Source organism: Pseudomonas sp. 10-1B (assembly GCF_000935045.1).
Taxonomy (GTDB): Bacteria; Pseudomonadota; Gammaproteobacteria; order Pseudomonadales; family Pseudomonadaceae; genus Aquipseudomonas.
Genome location: NZ_JYKS01000002.1, coordinates 1 through 15,477, shown reverse-complemented (window position 1 = coordinate 15,477; position 15,477 = coordinate 1). Strand labels below are relative to the sequence as shown.

The following is a 15,477-nucleotide window of genomic DNA, read 5'->3' as shown; positions in this document are numbered from 1 at the left end:
TCAAGGCAGGTAAGAAATGAGCGCTATCAACGTCTTCCAGCAAAACCCCGGCGCCGAGGCCAAGGCCCAGTCGCCACTGCACCACGCCGACCTGGCCAGCCTGGTTGGCAAAGGCCGCAAGAACGCAGGTGTGACCCTGCGTGAACGCAAGTTCCTCGGCCACCTGACCATCCGTGGCGATGGCCACGACCCGGAATTCGCCGCCGGCGTGCACAAGGCCCTGGGCCTGGAGCTGCCAGTGGCCCTGACCGTGGTCGCCAACGACGAAATGTCGCTGCAATGGGCCGGCCCTGACGAGTGGCTGCTGATCGTGCCCGGCGGCCAGGAGTTCGCCGTCGAGCAGAAACTGCGCGCGGCCCTCGAAGGCCAGCACATCCAGGTGGTCAACGTCAGCGGCGGGCAAAGCCTGCTGGAACTGCGCGGCCCGAACGTGCGCGAAGTGCTGATGAAATCCACCAGCTATGATGTTCATCCGAACAACTTCCCGGTGGGCAAGGCTGTCGGCACCGTGTTCGCCAAGTCGCAACTGGTGATCCGCCGCACCGCCGAAGACACCTGGGAGCTGGTGATTCGCCGCAGCTTCGCCGACTACTGGTGGCTGTGGCTGCAGGACGCTTCGGCCGAGTACGGCCTGAGCATCGAGGCCTAAGGAGAGTAGAACATGAGTCGGGCACCGGATACCTGGATTCTCACCGCCGACTGCCCGAGCATGCTCGGCACCGTCGACGTGGTGACGCGTTACCTCTTCGAGCAGCGCTGCTACGTGACGGAGCACCACTCCTTCGATGACCGGCAGTCGGGGCGCTTCTTCATTCGCGTGGAGTTCCGCCAGCCGGACGATTTCGACGAGGCGGGCTTCCGTGCCGGCCTCGCCGAGCGTAGCGATGCGTTCGGCATGGCTTTCGAGCTGACCGCACCCAATCACCGCCCCAAGGTGGTGATCATGGTGTCCAAGGCCGACCATTGCCTGAACGACTTGCTGTATCGCCAGCGCATTGGTCAGCTGGCCATGGATGTGGTCGCGGTGGTGTCCAACCACCCTGATCTCGAGCCGTTGGCGCAGTGGCACAAGATTCCCTATTACCACTTTGCCCTCGACCCCAAGGACAAACCTGGGCAAGAGCGCAAGGTGCTGCAGGTGATCGAGGAAACCGGCGCCGAGCTGGTGATTCTTGCGCGTTACATGCAGGTGCTGTCACCGGAGCTGTGCCGACGCCTGGATGGCTGGGCGATCAACATTCACCACTCGCTGTTGCCGGGGTTCAAGGGCGCCAAGCCATATCACCAGGCGTACAACAAGGGTGTGAAGATGGTCGGTGCCACGGCGCACTACATCAACAACGACCTCGACGAAGGGCCGATCATTGCCCAGGGCGTCGAGGTGGTGGACCACAGCCATTACCCGGAAGACCTGATTGCCAAAGGGCGCGATATCGAGTGCCTGACCCTGGCGCGGGCTGTTGGTTATCACATCGAGCGACGAGTGTTCCTCAACGCCAACCGGACTGTAGTTTTGTAATAGCCAGTACCGGCTTCTTCGCGGCTAAAGCCGCTCCCACAGGTATTGCGCCAGCCTTGAAGCCTGCGCCGTACCCTGTGGGAGCGGGCAAGCCCGCGAAGCAGGCGACGCGGTGTATGGCACCGGCTGCGCCGGTGATCGCCGGCAAGCCAGCTCCCACAAGTATTGCGCCAGTCTAGAGCCCTGCGCCATACCTGTGGTCCCCACTGATGCTGATGCCCTTAGCCTGCACCAAACCCTTTGGCTCTCACAGGTGCTGATGCTCTTGAAGTCTGCACAAAACCCTGTGGGAGCGGCTTTAGCCGCGAAGAGGCCGGCACAGGCCACCACCTCTGATTGCCCCCATATCTTCCAACGACAAACCTGCCGCTAAAAGGCATCTCTTTGTCGCTCCCAGTCAGTGCACCCGGCCCCATCCGGCCCACAATTCCCCTCATTCCAGAAACACATGCCGCCCACGGATGGCGGCGCGTTCAACCACCGCTGCATAAATAAAAATCAAGCGAGGTAAGAGCATGTCTGGCAATCGTGGAGTGGTGTATCTCGGCGCGGGCAAGGTCGAGGTGCAGAAGATCGACTACCCGAAAATGCAAGACCCACGCGGCAACAAGATCGAGCACGGCGTGATCCTCAAGGTGGTTTCCACCAACATCTGCGGCTCCGACCAGCACATGGTCCGCGGCCGCACCACTGCCCAGGTCGGCCTGGTCCTGGGCCACGAAATCACCGGTGAAATCGTCGAAATGGGGCGTGACGTGGAACGCCTGAAAATCGGCGACCTGGTGTCGGTACCGTTCAACGTCGCCTGCGGCCGCTGCCGTTCGTGCAAAGAGATGCACACCGGTGTCTGCCTTACCGTCAACCCGGCCCGCGCCGGTGGCGCCTACGGCTACGTCGACATGGGCGACTGGACCGGCGGCCAGGCCGAGTACGTGCTGGTACCGTACGCCGACTTCAACCTGCTGAAACTGCCGGATCGCGACAAGGCCATGGAGAAGATCCGTGACCTGACCTGCCTGTCCGACATCCTGCCGACCGGCTACCACGGCGCCGTCACTGCCGGCGTTGGCCCTGGCAGCACCGTCTACGTTGCCGGCGCCGGCCCGGTCGGCCTGGCCGCCGCCGCCTCGGCGCGCCTGCTGGGCGCAGCTTGCGTGATCGTGGGTGACCTCAACCCGGCCCGCCTGGCCCACGCCAAGTCGCAGGGCTTCGAAGTGGTCGACCTGTCCAAGGACACCCCGCTGCACGAGCAGATCGTCGACATCCTCGGCGAGCCGGAAGTGGACTGCGCCGTTGACGCCGTTGGCTTCGAGGCCCGTGGTCATGGCCATGAAGGCGCCAAGCACGAGGCCCCGGCCACCGTGCTCAACTCGCTGATGCAGGTCACCCGCGTAGCCGGCAACATCGGTATCCCGGGCCTGTACGTGACCGAAGACCCGGGCGCGGTGGACGCTGCCGCCAAGATCGGCGCACTGAGCATCCGCTTCGGCCTGGGCTGGGCCAAGTCGCACAGCTTCCACACCGGCCAGACCCCGACCATGAAGTACAACCGCCAGCTGATGCAGGCGATCATGTGGGATCGGATCAACATTGCCGAAGTGGTGGGTGTGCAGGTGATCAACCTGGACCAGGCGCCGGAAGGTTATGGCGAGTTCGATGCAGGTGTGCCGAAGAAGTTCGTGATCGACCCGCACAAGATGTGGGGCGCGGCGTGATCGCGTGATGTAACAAAGAGCCCCTCATTTCGAGGGGCTTTTTTTTATGGCTGCTTGTCTGAGCCGTGCACCACAAGCACCGAGCCCATCTGATCGGTGGCCAGCAAGCCACCGGCTTGATTGTCGTCTGTGCTCAGCTCTGCCAGCGGTTGTTCCGCATTGCGGAAGATGGCGCGACCCTTATCGCCTTCTTTCACGGTAATGAGCTTGTCGCCCTGGTAGAAGAAGAGCGTCCTGTTCGGTGCTTTGTTCATGGTTGAAGTCCCTGCCGCAGTGGATGAATGGGAGCTGCTTGGAGCCTATTCTGAGCAGTTGCAGGGATTTTGATACTGGCAGAAACAATAGTTTTAATGTCTACCCGGCCCCCGTAGGAGCGAGCGCAGCTCGCGATGCGCCGCCTGCGGCGCCCGTGCGCACTGACACCACATTGCGAATGCTGGAGCGATGCCGCGCTAATGGTGCCGGTATCACGGATCAAATCTTTGGCTGTAGTTTGGGTTTTCACGGAGCCTGGTGGCAACTTGCACATGATAAGGCAGAGCTAGAGGCGTTGGGCTCGCTGATCTGCTATGAGACGGGGTCGAATCGCTGGAAGTAGTGGTTGATGATGACAGGGAGACATCCTGTCGTACTTGCTGATTCATGGTGGCTGGGGGGTTCGCGCTTGTTGTAGAGGCAACCAGCAGCGGTCCATGCCTTGCATCCACCGTTACCCACTCGGCCGGTGGTGGAGGGGTATTAGTATGGAGTGGTGGTACGCGCTGAAGGGCTACTGTTTTAGTGAGCGTTGAACGGGCCGATGGTTGTTCGGAAATAGGGCTGGTGCCAGTGAATGCGGCTTGTCTGGATTGATTTGGAGCAGAATGGTAATTGAGCGACGGCAACGAAGTTGTTCTCGTGAGCGTGGGAGGCCCCAGCCACTGGCCTGCCGGGCGTGCCATATTTTGATTGACCCGCATGATCTGCCCATTGCGCAAGAAAACAAGAGCTCGCCCGCTAGGATCCGCGCTGTTCACGGGGTCTCCTTCGCAATAGCAATACGCATTCAGTCCACCTCTTCCGAATGGGCTCCAGCTGTCAGGTGAGCAAAACCGCATTAACAAAGGGCTATATGAACGATAGCCGTTGCCGAGGTGGTAGCTCGTGGTGGCACGATGCAGTTGTTCTCCGTTGAAGCCGAGTACCGCCTTGCTGGATTGCAGTACTGGATCGTGGCCGTAGGCCGAATAGTTACGCCTTTCTGGATGGATTTCGCTCTGGGCTTTGTTCATGACTGGCCTAACCTGTGCGGGAGGTCTCGCCATTTTGAACAATTACCCCAATTTCGATACTGGTAGAAATAACGGTTTGATAACGTGGCACGGTTTCTGTGGAAGCGGGCTTGCCCGCGAAGAGGCCAGCCCAGGCAACGCAAAAGTCAGCGCATCATCCCCAGTTCGGCATCATCCATCAGCGCCTTGGCCAACGCGCTCAGATAGTGTGAAGCCCAGAGCAACTGCGGTTTGTTGTCCATCAGGCCGTCAATGGTCAAATCCCGCACATAGCCCATCAGTTCCGAAGCCTGCTCACGGGCATCCTGGCAAGGGATGCCTGGGGCGATGCAGAACAACGCGTGGGTCTTGTTTTCGCCTTGGTAAAACATGGTTTTGCCAACGGTGGTATTGGGTTTGGTGTTTTCTGTTGTCATTGTTTATCCCCTTGAAATTGGCTGCGCCTGTTCCGGCCTCTTCGCGGGTGAACCCGCTCCCACAGGTGAGGTTCGTCACAGCCCTCAAACCGAGCGCAAAATCCCTGTGGGAGCGGCTTTAGCCGCGAAGAGGCCAGCCCAGGCAACGCAAGGCTTGAAGCTCTTAATGCAAAGTCCGCGGCTCAGAAGGCAACTGGATCTGGATCAAGGCTGCCTCCAGCAGCGCCCGCAGCGCCTCGAGTTCATGCATCGCTGCCATGATCAGTACCGAGCCTGGCGACTTGGGCTGCAGCACCGCCTGCTGCGCGATCGTTTGCGCGCACAGGGCGTACTCCGCAGCCTGGATGAGCGTGTCTTCTAGGGAATGGTAAGTGTGGGGTGGATTGGGGACGATCTTAAGCATGCTAGATGACCTCTAAGTGATGCCACCACCGGCCTGCTGTCAAACAAGAAGGAGGCAGCTGTACATGGGTTGACAGACCGGTAGGTCAACCAAAACCCGGCGCACATGAGTGCCCCATGCACAGCTGCCATAACGGCAAAAGCCATGTGGTTGACGAGTGCGGCCTGTCAAAGCCGGTCGCTGATTTCGCAGCGACCGCCCGAGACTAGAGCCCAGCCCAGATCATCGCAATGGCTTAAGCGGCTTGGGACTGTAATTCAGAAGCGTCCTACAAGTAAGGGGAAAAATCCGAAAGCTGACCTGGTTTGGCTCATCATCCGGCTCCTGCGATTTCATGTGATGAAAAATAGTTGGATATATTCTGTGGTTTAAATTCCGAGCAAGTCACGGATATTGTCTCGATTCCGTCGAATTTCAGAAAGGTTTTGACGGTACTCTTCGGGGACGTACATGTTGTGTCTCTCCAGAGTGTTGACTACGGTTCTAATTCTTCGATATCTAGCTTGCTCTTCCTGGAGCTCAGCTTGATAGCTTGCCACCTGGTACGGGGGTAGTTGAGTTCTTACCTTGGGTTTCGAGAGTTGCTCATTGTATTTTGGAGGGGCAGCTAGTTTTGCAAATTTACCGGAAGAGTTAAGCGTTGGAGTCATGATGCGCGTATGGCCGGATGGCAGCCGCCTGGAGTAGCTTGGCAGTTTCCCGGGGTCATAGCTTGGTGGCGAAACAGGTGATGAAAATGCGTCTGAATGAAAGGAGTAATAGGGTGGCGCATCTCTTCGATCAGGAGTACTTAGTTGAGCTGGCCTGTCAAGTTTCATCAAGATTTGTTCGCGTGTCGGAGGTTCTAGATTCAGTCGCTTTGCGATCATTTTGCGCACATTGAAATGGCCCGAAGGGTCAGTGTAGTTGATGGGGTCGCCATTGGTGTAACTATACGTGTTCATGCCTCCTATGCCGAAGGGAGCCAAACTGTCAGTCGCGATGAAACGCATCAAGATCACGCTGTACGGCCTATATCCTGAGCCCAATATATATAGGCCCGTTAACGGATCAGAGAGTTCGCCATTAAACCCTAGTAAGGTCTGATTTGTTGAGCGATGACCGGTATAGCCGTAGGCTGTATAGGCATACGATAGAGTCGTTTTCATTGGGGAGTACCAAATTTGTCTAAGATTGCTGAGGACACGCAAACTTCAGTATTTCGGCAAAACACTCATGGCGCTACTGATAAAAATATCAGGTGAAAAGGGCTGCAATGCGCTCCTGTAGTTCTGTGAAAATCAGCCGGAACAAACCCCTGAATCCCCAGTCCAATTGCTCGTTTCCCAGGCCATCCCGGCCAACGAGGTCCCTCCCAATGAAAGCACTCACCCTGGCAACCCTGATGACCCTGGCCACGAGCCCGGTGTTCGCCTTCAACCTCAGCGACGCCGCCAATGCTGTGTCTGCCATGCAGAACCAGAAGCAACAAGGCCAGGTGCAGGCACCTGAGGCGCAGGCCAATCTGCTCAATACCTTGGGCAGCGAATTGAAGATCACTCCCGAACAGGCCGTAGGCGGGGCGGGGGCGATGCTGGGGTTGGCGCGTAACAACCTCAGTAGCGACGACTATGGGCAACTGACCAAGGCAGTGCCGGGACTGGACTTACTGGCCGGCGCCAATGCGCTGGGCAGCTTGAGTGGGTTGGGCGAAATGCTCGGCAAGAACAGCGAGAGCCAGTCGGCATTGAGCAATGCGTTGGGTAACAATGTGGAAAACCGCAGCGACCTGGACAATGCCTTCAAGGCGCTGGGGATGGATACCGGGATGATCGGGCAGTTCGCGCCGTTGTTGCTGCAGTACTTGGGGCAGCAGGGGATTGCCGGGTCGTTGTTGCAGAATCTGGGGAGTTTGTGGGCCACGCCAGCGCCGTTGGGCCAGCCTTCGGTCTGATGATTCTTTAGCGCCAGTACTGGCCCTATCGCCGGCAAGCCAGCTCCCACAGGGACCTCACAACCTTCAAGGCATGCGCTGTATCTGTGGGAGCGGCCTTGTGTCGCGAAAGGGCTGCGAAGCGGCCCCAGGATTTCAGCGTCACTGCAGAGATTGCAGGGGCCGCTTTGCGGCCCTATCGCGACACAAGGCCGCTCCCACAAAAAGCGGATTTGCGTCTGCTCAGCAGGTCAGGCGGCTTCGCTGAAGTCCACCAGGCGCACTGGGCGGCGGAAGCCGGCGGTCAGGACGGCCAGGTAGGCAAGGCCCAGGGCAAACCAGCACAGGCCGATCACCAGCGTCAGCGCCGACAGGCTGGTCCACAGCCACAGCGTCAGCCCCAAACCTACCAGCGGCACCAGGCCATAGCACAGCAGTCCCTTGAGATTACGCTGCGCCCCGTCACCCATCAGGTGGGTCTTCACCACCGCCAGGTTCACCGCCGAGAACGCCACCAGCGCACCAAAGCTGATCAGCGAGGCGAGGGTGGCCAGGTCGATCACCAACGCCAGTAGCGAGAACGCCGACACCAGCGCAATGGCGAACACCGGGGTGCCGAAACGCGGCGACAGGTAACCGAAGCAGCGCCGCGGCAGCACATTGTCACGCCCCATGGTGAACAGGATGCGCGATACCGCCGCCTGCGAGGCCAGCGCCGAGCCGAGGCTACCGGCAACGTAAGCAGCGGTGAAGAAGTTGGCCAGGAACTGCCCACCCGCCTTGAACATCACCTCGTTGGCCGCCGCATCTGCATTGACGAAGGTGCTGCCCGGCAGCACCAGCTGGCTGACGTAGGCCAGCACGGTGAACAGCACGCCGGCGAACAGGGTGGTGAGGATGATCGCCCGTGGCACATCGCGGCGGGCATCGCGGCATTCTTCGGCCAAGGTGGACACGGCATCGAAGCCGAGGAACGACAGGCACAGCACTGCCGCGCCAGCCATGATCGGGCCGAAGCCAGGCTGCGAGCCATCGCCTAGCAACGGCGACAGCAGGTCGAGCGGCTGGCCGGCCAGCGATTGGCAGGACAGGGCGACGAACACCACGATGAAGACGATCTGCGCGCCGACGATCAGGTTGCTGGTCTTGGCCACCGAGTGAATGCCGACCACGTTGAGCACGGTGACCAGGGCGATCGAGGCCAGGGCGATGGACCACGCAGGGATGGCCGGGAACGCGATGTTGAGGAACAGGCCGATCAGCAGGTAGTTGATCATCGGCAGGAACAGGTAATCCAGCAACAGCGACCAGCCGGCCAGGAAGCCGACGTTCGGGCCGAAGGCCATGTTGGTGTAGGAGTACGCTGAGCCCGCGACCGGGAAGCGTTTGACCATGAAGCTGTAGGACGTGGCGGTGAACAGCATGGCCACCAGGGTGACGATGTAGGCACCGGCCGTGCGGCCACCGGTGAGTTCGGTGACGATGCCGTAGGTGGTGAAGATGGTCAGCGGGACCATGTACACCAGGCCGAAGAATACCAGGGCGGGCAGGCCAAGGACACGGCGGAGCTGGGTGGGGGTGGGGCTGGGTGGGTTGGCCATTGATCGATCCAGGCTTTTTGTAATTGTGCTTTGGTCGATTTTTATCCACTTAGGTGGGGGATGACAAAAAAGTAATCCTTATGTTGATTATTAGCCTGGGTTTTAATCGGAAATTTGCTGTGGGTTTTGGGGCCCTATCGCCGGCAAGCCAGCTCCCACAGGATGCCCACATTGTTCAAGACTTGTGCCGTACCTGTGGGAGCTGGCTTGCCGGCGATTGGGCCAGTAGGGGTTAGCCCATCTCCGTCCGCAGCTGCTCGATCCGCTGGTCCTTGTCCAACCACAGCTGGTTCACCCAGGCCTGCACAGTCTGGCGGAATTCAGGATCATTCTCGTAATCCCCCGCCCACAGCACCGGGTCCAGTTCACGCACGCGAATGTCGATAATCACCCGGCTAATACTGCCATTGAGCAAATCCCAGAACCCCGGCGCCTTGTTGCCGGGATACACGATGGTCACGTCCAGCAGCGCATCCAACTGCTCGCCCAACGCCGCCAGCACGAACGCCACGCCACCGGCCTTGGGCTTGAGCAGGTAACGATACGGCGACTGCTGTTGCAGGCGCTTGGCTTCGGTAAACCGCGTGCCTTCCAGGTAATTGACCACCGTCACCGGCTGGCGCTTGAACAGCTCACAGGCGGCCTTGGTGATTTCCAGGTCCTTGCCCTTGAGCTCCGGGTGTTTCTCCAGAAACGCCTTGCTGTAGCGCTTCATGAACGGGTAATCCAGCCCCCACCAGGCCAGGCCCAGCAGGGGGACCCAGATCAACTCCTTCTTCAGGAAGAACTTGAAGAATGGCGTGCGGCGGTTGAGGCTTTCGATCAGCGCCGGGATGTCGACCCAGGTCTGGTGGTTGCTCACGGCCAGGTATGAAGTGTCCTTGCGCAAGTTCTCGACGCCACGGATATCCCACTTCGTAGGAATGCACAGGGCAAAGATGGCCTTGTCGATTTCCGACCAGGTCTCGGCCACCCACATTACCGCCCACGACGCATAGTCACGCCCACGGCCTGGCAATACCAGTTTGAGCAGGGCGAAGACCAGCAGCGGGCAGATCAACACCAAGGTGTTGAGCAGCAGCAGGGTGGTGGTGAGGATGCCGGTCAGCAGGCGACGCATAAGGAGACTCTTGTTGTGGGAGATAAACGGTCGGCAATGATAAGCAGGGCGATGGCCTACGCCAAATGTCCAATGCCCTGCGGCAGGAACAAATGTTTCACAACATGTTGGATAACCTTGTGACAGCGAACCTATCCTGCCAGTGCAGTCTAAGCACTGACCTTTCTCAAGGAAGCCTGCCTGTGAAACCTCTGCTTGCCCTGTTGTCGCTGTTGGCGTTACCAGTGATGGCCGCCGACCCCACGATCTACGGCCGTTACGAGAACATCGCCCTGCCCGAGTTGGGGGAAACGTTGAAAGCCAAGATGGACACCGGTGCCTTCACCGCATCGTTGTCGGCCAAGAACATCGAGCTGTTCACCCGCGATGGCGACGAGTGGGTGCGCTTCCGCCTGGCGACCAAGGACGCGGATGGCAAGGTGTACGAGCACAAGCTCTCGCGCATCAGCAAGATCAAGGGGCGTGCCGATGAAGAGGATGAAGGCGATACGCCGGAGATCTCCAAGCGCCCGGTGGTCGACCTGGAGCTGTGCCTGGGGGATGTGAAGCGCGTGGTTGAGGTGAACCTGGTGGACCGCAGCAGCTTCAACTACCCGCTGTTGATTGGCTCCAAGGCGTTGCGCGAGTTCAAGGCCGCAGTGAACCCGGCGAAGAAATTTACTGCTGGCAAGCCAGACTGCTGATACGTAGCTACAAGCTGCCAGGCGCTGGCCAACCTGCTGGATAACGCGCTGGACTTCACCGGGAGGTGGAGCGCTGTTGTTCGACCTTGAACGCGGTGGTGAGCGGGTGGTTGTGGTTGCCGGTACGGCGTATCAGCTGAGATGGCCGGGGCTGCTGCGCAGCCCATCGCCGGCAAGCCAGCTCCCACACCGAGCACATTGCCCTCAAGCCCTGTGCAGTACCTTGGGAGCTGGCTTGCCGGCGATGGGGCCCTCGAATTACACATAATCCACAGGGCCTCCACGCAAGGCGCAGACACTGCGTCCACTGCCACAGGAGGGCGGCATGAGGGAGGACAAAGAGCTCGGGCGCTGGTTGGCTCTCAGGATTGGGCAGTTGTTTCCTGTGGTACCCAGGTGAGGCCTTCGCGGGCATGCCCGCTCCCACAGGTACTGCACAGCTTTCGAATACTGTGATGTCCCTGTGGGGAGCGGGCGTGCCCGCGAAGAGGCCCTTCAGGCCTGCGGAGAAGTGGCTACCATCGACGGCCGCTTGCTCACCTCGGCATACCACGCCGCCAGCCCAGGCTGGCGCTCACGCCAGCCAAACTCGGGCTGACGCAGGTCCAGGTACCCTAGCGCACAAGCCACGCCAATCGCTGCCAGATCGAACCCGGACATCAGCTCGGGCAAATGCTCCTGCTCCAGGTTGGCCAGGCTACGGCGAATCTTGTCGCCCTGCGCTTGCAGCCAACCGTCCCAGCGCTTGTCTTCAGGCCGCAGGAAGCTTTCATAACGGCTCGACACCGCAGCATCCATGATCGCATCGGCCTGCGACACCAGCGTCATGCGCCGCCAGCGCGCCGAGCCTTCGCGTGGCAGCAGCGGCAAGCCGACGTGCTGCAGGTCGAGGTACTCGCAGATCACCCGGCTGTCATGCAGCACGGTGCCGTCTTCCAGGCGCAGGGCCGGAATCTTGCCGATCGGGTTGTCCTGGTTCAGTTGCGGGTCGCCGCTGACCGGGCTGATGTTCACCGGCTGCAGCGTCACGCGCTCAAGCTGGCCGGTCTCGTGCAATACCACCATGACCTTGCGCACGAACGGCGACAAGGGCGAGTGGAACAGGGTCATCGTGCTCATGCGTCAGTTGCCCTGCAGGCTCGGTGGCAGGCACACGCCGGTGCCGCCGATACCGCAGTAGCCGTCCGGGTTCTTGGCCAGGTACTGCTGGTGGTAAGCCTCGGCGAAGTACACGGTCGGCGCCTGGTCGATTTCGGTAGTGATTTCGCCGAAGCCGGCCTTGCTCAGTTCGGCCTGGAAAGCATCGCGGCTGGCCTTGGCCTGTTCCAGCTGTTCCGGGCTGGTGCAGTAGATGGCCGAGCGGTACTGGGTACCGATGTCGTTGCCCTGGCGCATGCCCTGGGTCGGGTTGTGCAGCTCCCAGAACATCGCCAGCAGCTCGCGGTAGCTGACCTTGTCCTTGTCGAACACCACCAGCACCACTTCGGTGTGGCCGGTCAGGCCCGAGCAGACTTCTTCGTAGGTAGGGTGCGGGGTGAAGCCGCCTGCGTAGCCGACCACGGTGCTGACCACGCCTTCGCGCTGCCAGAAGCGGCGCTCGGCGCCCCAGAAGCAGCCCAGGCCGAAGATGGCGAAGTCGATGGCGCCTTCGAAGAATGGACCGAGCAGTGGGGTGCCTTCGAACACGTAGTGGAACTCGGGCAGACTCATTGGCGTTTCGCGGCCAGGCAGGGCCTGCTCCGCAGTAGGCATGACGTTTTTGTTCACCAGGATTTCCGAACGCAGGACCATGGCCGTTCCTCTGTGTCTATTCAGTTGGATAGGTGTTGGGGCCATCGCCGGCAAGCCAGTTCCCACAGGGATGTCACAGGTTTCGAGACCTGTGCGGTCCCTGTGGGAGCTGGCTTGCCGGCGATAGGGCCCGAATGGCTTCTATAGTGCCCGAGGTTTACGCCGCTGTCAGGCGACCGGTCCACGCGGATAGCGCTTCAACCGCTCGGCCAGTTCGCGCCCCGGGATCGGCCGGTCGAACAGGTAGCCTTGGCCCACGTCGCAGCGGTGCCGGCGCAGGAACGCCAGCTGCTCTGGTGTCTCGATACCCTCGGCCACCACCTTCAGCTTCAGGTTATGGGCCATGGCCACCACCGCTGAGGTGATTTCCATGTCGTCCTGGTTATCCGGGATTTCGTTGATGAAGCTGCGGTCGATCTTGAGGATGTCGATCGGGAATTTCTTCAGGTAGCTCAACGACGAATAACCGGTGCCGAAGTCGTCCATGGCCAAGGTCAGGCCCAGGGCCTTCAGCTCTTCCAGCTGGCGGTGAGTGTCTTCGCTGGCTTCCAGCAGCAGGCCTTCGGTCAGTTCCAGCTCCAGCAGGTGCGGGGGCAGGGCTTCGTCCTTGAGGATGGTGCTGATCGAGGCTACCAGGTCCGGGTCGGAGAACTGCTTGGGCGACAGGTTGATGGCAACGTGCAGGTTGCCCATGCCGGCCTCGCGCAGTTGCTGGCTCATGCGGCACGACTGGCGCACCACCCACTTGCCGATGGGAATGATCAGGCCGGTTTCTTCTGCCACGCTGATGAACTGGTCCGGTCGGATCATGCCGCGCTCGGGGTGGTTCCAGCGCAACAGTGCTTCCAGGCCCAGCAGGCGGCCGCTGCGCAAGCACAGCTTGGGCTGGTAGAACACCTCCAGCTCGTTCTGGGTCAGGGCACGGCGCAGGTTGTTCTCGACGAACAGCTTGTAGCTGGCCTCGGCATTGAGCACTTCGGTGAACACCTGCACCTGGTGCTTGCCGTTGGCCTTGGCCTTGTGCAGTGCCAGCCCGGCGTTCTTCATCAGGCTGGTCGGGTTGGCGCCATGCAGCGGCGCGCAGGCCAGGCCCACCGAGGCGGTGACGTTGATCAGCTGGTTGTCGACGAACATCGGCTTGTCGAGGGTACGCAGCAATTGCTGGGCGACGCCCTGGCCATTCTCCAGGCTGGTGTCGTCGAGCAGCACGGCGAACTCGTTGCTGGCAAAGCGCGCCAGGATGCCGCCGGCATGCAGGCTGTTGCGCAGGCGCCGGGCCAGGCTGATCAACAGCTTGTCGCCGGTCTGGTGGCCGAGGCTGTCGTTGATACGCTTGAAGTTGTCGATGTCCACCAACAACAGGCACAAGGTGTTCTCGCCGTCGCGGGCAAAGCGCTCGTCCAGGCTGCGGATGAACGCCGGGCGGTTGCCCAGGTTGGTCAGGTTGTCGGTGTAGGCCAGGCGCTCGATGCGCTGCTGGGCCAGCTTGGTCTGGGTGACGTCTTCGTAGATGCCGATGTAGTGGGTCAGCTCACGGTTGTCGCCATAGACCTTGGAGATTGACAACTGGCCCCAGTAGGGCTCCAGGTTCTTGCGCCGGCTCTTGAACTCGCCCTGCCAACTGTTGCCCATGGCCAGGCTGGATGGCGAGTCGAACAACAGTTCGCTGAGGTTTTCCAGCGCCGGCAGCTCGCCCAGGTGGCGGCCCTGGACTTCGTCGGTGCTGTACTGGGTGATGGCGGTGAAGCTCGGGTTGACGTACTCCACCTTGCCATCGCGGTTGACCAGCAGGAAGGCACTGGCGCTCTGTTCGACCGCGCGCTGGAACAGGTGCAGGGCGCTGGCCGCGGTGCGCCGGTTGTGGTTGGTGATGACTTGGGCGAACTGGTCGGCCAGCTCGCCGGCAAAGGCTATTTCGTCCGACTGCCAGGCCCTTGTCTGGCCGGTCTGCTCCAGGCACAGCACGCCGACCACCTGGCCATCGACGCGGATACTGGCATCGAGCATGGCCTTGTTTTCCGGGCACAGGCTCTGCGTCAGGGCGCGGGTGCGTGGGTCGTGGTTGGCGTTATGGGCGTCGATGGCGCGGCTGGTGTGCAGGGCCTCCAGGTAGTCGGGGAAGCGGCTGGCATCGATGGCTTCGGGCTGGCGGTGCTCCTGCGTGCCTCGGTACCAGGCGGTGATCGGCTCCAGGCGCTGGTCTTCCAGGTGCCAGATGCTGGCGGTGTCGACCTTGTAGATTTCGCAGGCGCTCTGGGTGATCAGCTGGGCGGCTTCCAGTAGCGAGTTCTCGGCGCTGTAGCGCTGGCGGGCCAGGCGCAGGATCAGGTCCTGCTGGCCGCGTACCCGCTCCAGGTGTTCGAGCTGCTCCTGTTGGGTACGCTGGTTCAGCTGCAGGGCCAGTTGCAGGCGGTTGTTGCGCGATTCCAGGTCGCTGGCCCCCTCGCCGGCGTCTTCGTGCTGGTCGTCGAGCACGCTCAGGTAGCCGCGCAACAGCTGGCGGTTGTGCTGCTTGTAGGCCTCACCGGTCTCCAGCAGGCGTAGTGACGCACTTGGGGTGTGCAGGGCGTAGCGCACGCGGTAGTAGCCGCGCTGGGCCAGTTGCAGTTGGATCTCGTCGTGCAGCCGGTAGCGGGCCTCGGGCTCCATCAGGCTGGCGTAAGGGGCGTCTACCAGGGCGCACAGGTCGCTGGCGTGCAGGCCGAACTGGCGCTCGCAGGCTGGGTCCAGGTAGAGCATGGCCCAGGTGGCTTCGTTGAGCCTTTCGAAACGCAGCATGCCGAGCCGCGAGGGCACGGGTAACTGCGTGACGACCTCGGCCGCCACACGGCTGGCGGCATCGGGTTGGCTTTTCATCGAAGACTCGCTTGAAGAGGGAACGCAGCCTTGGGGCAGCGGCGGATCTGGCAAGGTTGCATCATGTCCCGGGGGCTGGCAAGCGGCCAGGTGCGATGCTGTGTACGGGTTATCGGCTATTGGGCCGGAAATGTTAGATCGCCTTGAGATTTTTGGCGTCTGGGAGATCGAGCGCCGCCCGCGCGGCGCT

Annotated in this window: 15 protein-coding genes; 5 read left to right on the top strand and 10 right to left on the bottom strand. The window is 61.0% G+C overall.

Translation table 11 applies throughout. The features are described from left to right. The first annotated feature begins 16 nt into the window (after window positions 1-16). The 3 genes from TZ03_RS01650 to fdhA all read left to right on the top strand — a co-directional run bounded on the left by TZ03_RS01650 (window position 17) and on the right by fdhA (window position 3,234). Complete coding sequence (locus TZ03_RS01650; RefSeq protein ID WP_051095436.1) at window positions 17-649, top strand: sarcosine oxidase subunit gamma; 633 nt, start codon at window positions 17-19, stop codon at window positions 647-649. A gap of 12 nt (window positions 650-661) precedes the next feature. Then, window positions 662-1,519, top strand: a complete 858-nt coding sequence (gene purU, locus TZ03_RS01645) for a formyltetrahydrofolate deformylase (RefSeq protein ID WP_051095435.1) — start codon at window positions 662-664, stop codon at window positions 1,517-1,519. 515 nt (window positions 1,520-2,034) lie between these two features. Beyond that, on the top strand, window positions 2,035-3,234 hold the full coding sequence (gene fdhA / locus TZ03_RS01640; RefSeq protein WP_051095434.1) for a formaldehyde dehydrogenase, glutathione-independent: 1,200 nt from the start codon (window positions 2,035-2,037) through the stop codon (window positions 3,232-3,234). 44 nt (window positions 3,235-3,278) lie between these two features. Here fdhA and TZ03_RS01635 read toward each other — a convergent pair whose 3' ends face one another. From TZ03_RS01635 to TZ03_RS28115, 5 genes are all read right to left on the bottom strand, one after another. Further along, on the bottom strand, window positions 3,279-3,488 hold the full coding sequence (locus TZ03_RS01635) for a hypothetical protein (protein WP_051095433.1): 210 nt from the start codon (window positions 3,486-3,488) through the stop codon (window positions 3,279-3,281). A 213-nt stretch (window positions 3,489-3,701) separates the two neighbouring features. Beyond that, window positions 3,702-4,505 carry an RHS repeat-associated core domain-containing protein gene (locus TZ03_RS31835; protein WP_414860292.1) on the bottom strand — a complete coding sequence of 268 codons (804 nt, stop codon included), beginning with the start codon at window positions 4,503-4,505 and terminating at the stop codon, window positions 3,702-3,704. Between the two features lie 146 nt (window positions 4,506-4,651). Then, on the bottom strand, window positions 4,652-4,921 hold the full coding sequence (locus TZ03_RS01630; RefSeq protein ID WP_051095432.1) for a DUF3077 domain-containing protein: 270 nt from the start codon (window positions 4,919-4,921) through the stop codon (window positions 4,652-4,654). 163 nt (window positions 4,922-5,084) lie between these two features. Next, window positions 5,085-5,324 carry a hypothetical protein gene (locus tag TZ03_RS01625; RefSeq protein ID WP_051095431.1) on the bottom strand — a complete coding sequence of 80 codons (240 nt, stop codon included), beginning with the start codon at window positions 5,322-5,324 and terminating at the stop codon, window positions 5,085-5,087. Between the two features lie 368 nt (window positions 5,325-5,692). Next, window positions 5,693-6,472 carry an RHS repeat-associated core domain-containing protein gene (locus TZ03_RS28115; RefSeq protein WP_082056508.1) on the bottom strand — a complete coding sequence of 260 codons (780 nt, stop codon included), beginning with the start codon at window positions 6,470-6,472 and terminating at the stop codon, window positions 5,693-5,695. A 209-nt stretch (window positions 6,473-6,681) separates the two neighbouring features. Between TZ03_RS28115 and TZ03_RS01620 the strand changes: the two genes are divergently transcribed. After that, window positions 6,682-7,257, top strand: coding sequence for a DUF2780 domain-containing protein (locus TZ03_RS01620; protein WP_051095430.1), 576 nt, complete (start codon window positions 6,682-6,684; stop codon window positions 7,255-7,257). A 230-nt stretch (window positions 7,258-7,487) separates the two neighbouring features. Here the strand turns inward: TZ03_RS01620 and TZ03_RS01615 are convergent, their stop codons facing one another. Both TZ03_RS01615 and TZ03_RS01610 read right to left on the bottom strand, forming a co-directional pair. Beyond that, window positions 7,488-8,837 carry an APC family permease gene (locus TZ03_RS01615; protein ID WP_051095429.1) on the bottom strand — a complete coding sequence of 450 codons (1,350 nt, stop codon included), beginning with the start codon at window positions 8,835-8,837 and terminating at the stop codon, window positions 7,488-7,490. Between the two features lie 232 nt (window positions 8,838-9,069). Beyond that, a complete protein-coding gene (locus tag TZ03_RS01610) occupies window positions 9,070-9,957 on the bottom strand; it encodes an acyltransferase (RefSeq protein WP_051095428.1) in 888 nt (295 codons plus the stop codon). A gap of 182 nt (window positions 9,958-10,139) precedes the next feature. Here TZ03_RS01610 and TZ03_RS01605 point away from each other — a divergent pair, with 182 nt between their 5' ends. After that, complete coding sequence (locus TZ03_RS01605; RefSeq protein ID WP_051095427.1) at window positions 10,140-10,640, top strand: ATP-dependent zinc protease; 501 nt, start codon at window positions 10,140-10,142, stop codon at window positions 10,638-10,640. A 495-nt stretch (window positions 10,641-11,135) separates the two neighbouring features. Here the strand turns inward: TZ03_RS01605 and TZ03_RS01600 are convergent, their stop codons facing one another. The 3 genes from TZ03_RS01600 to TZ03_RS01590 all read right to left on the bottom strand — a co-directional run bounded on the left by TZ03_RS01600 (window position 11,136) and on the right by TZ03_RS01590 (window position 15,287). Continuing rightward, on the bottom strand, window positions 11,136-11,759 hold the full coding sequence (locus TZ03_RS01600) for a glutathione S-transferase (protein ID WP_051095426.1): 624 nt from the start codon (window positions 11,757-11,759) through the stop codon (window positions 11,136-11,138). A 3-nt stretch (window positions 11,760-11,762) separates the two neighbouring features. Then, window positions 11,763-12,431, bottom strand: coding sequence for a peptide-methionine (S)-S-oxide reductase MsrA (gene msrA / locus TZ03_RS01595; protein ID WP_025337405.1), 669 nt, complete (start codon window positions 12,429-12,431; stop codon window positions 11,763-11,765). 168 nt (window positions 12,432-12,599) lie between these two features. Beyond that, on the bottom strand, window positions 12,600-15,287 hold the full coding sequence (locus TZ03_RS01590) for a putative bifunctional diguanylate cyclase/phosphodiesterase (protein WP_051095425.1): 2,688 nt from the start codon (window positions 15,285-15,287) through the stop codon (window positions 12,600-12,602). Window positions 15,288-15,477: the final 190 nt, after the last annotated feature.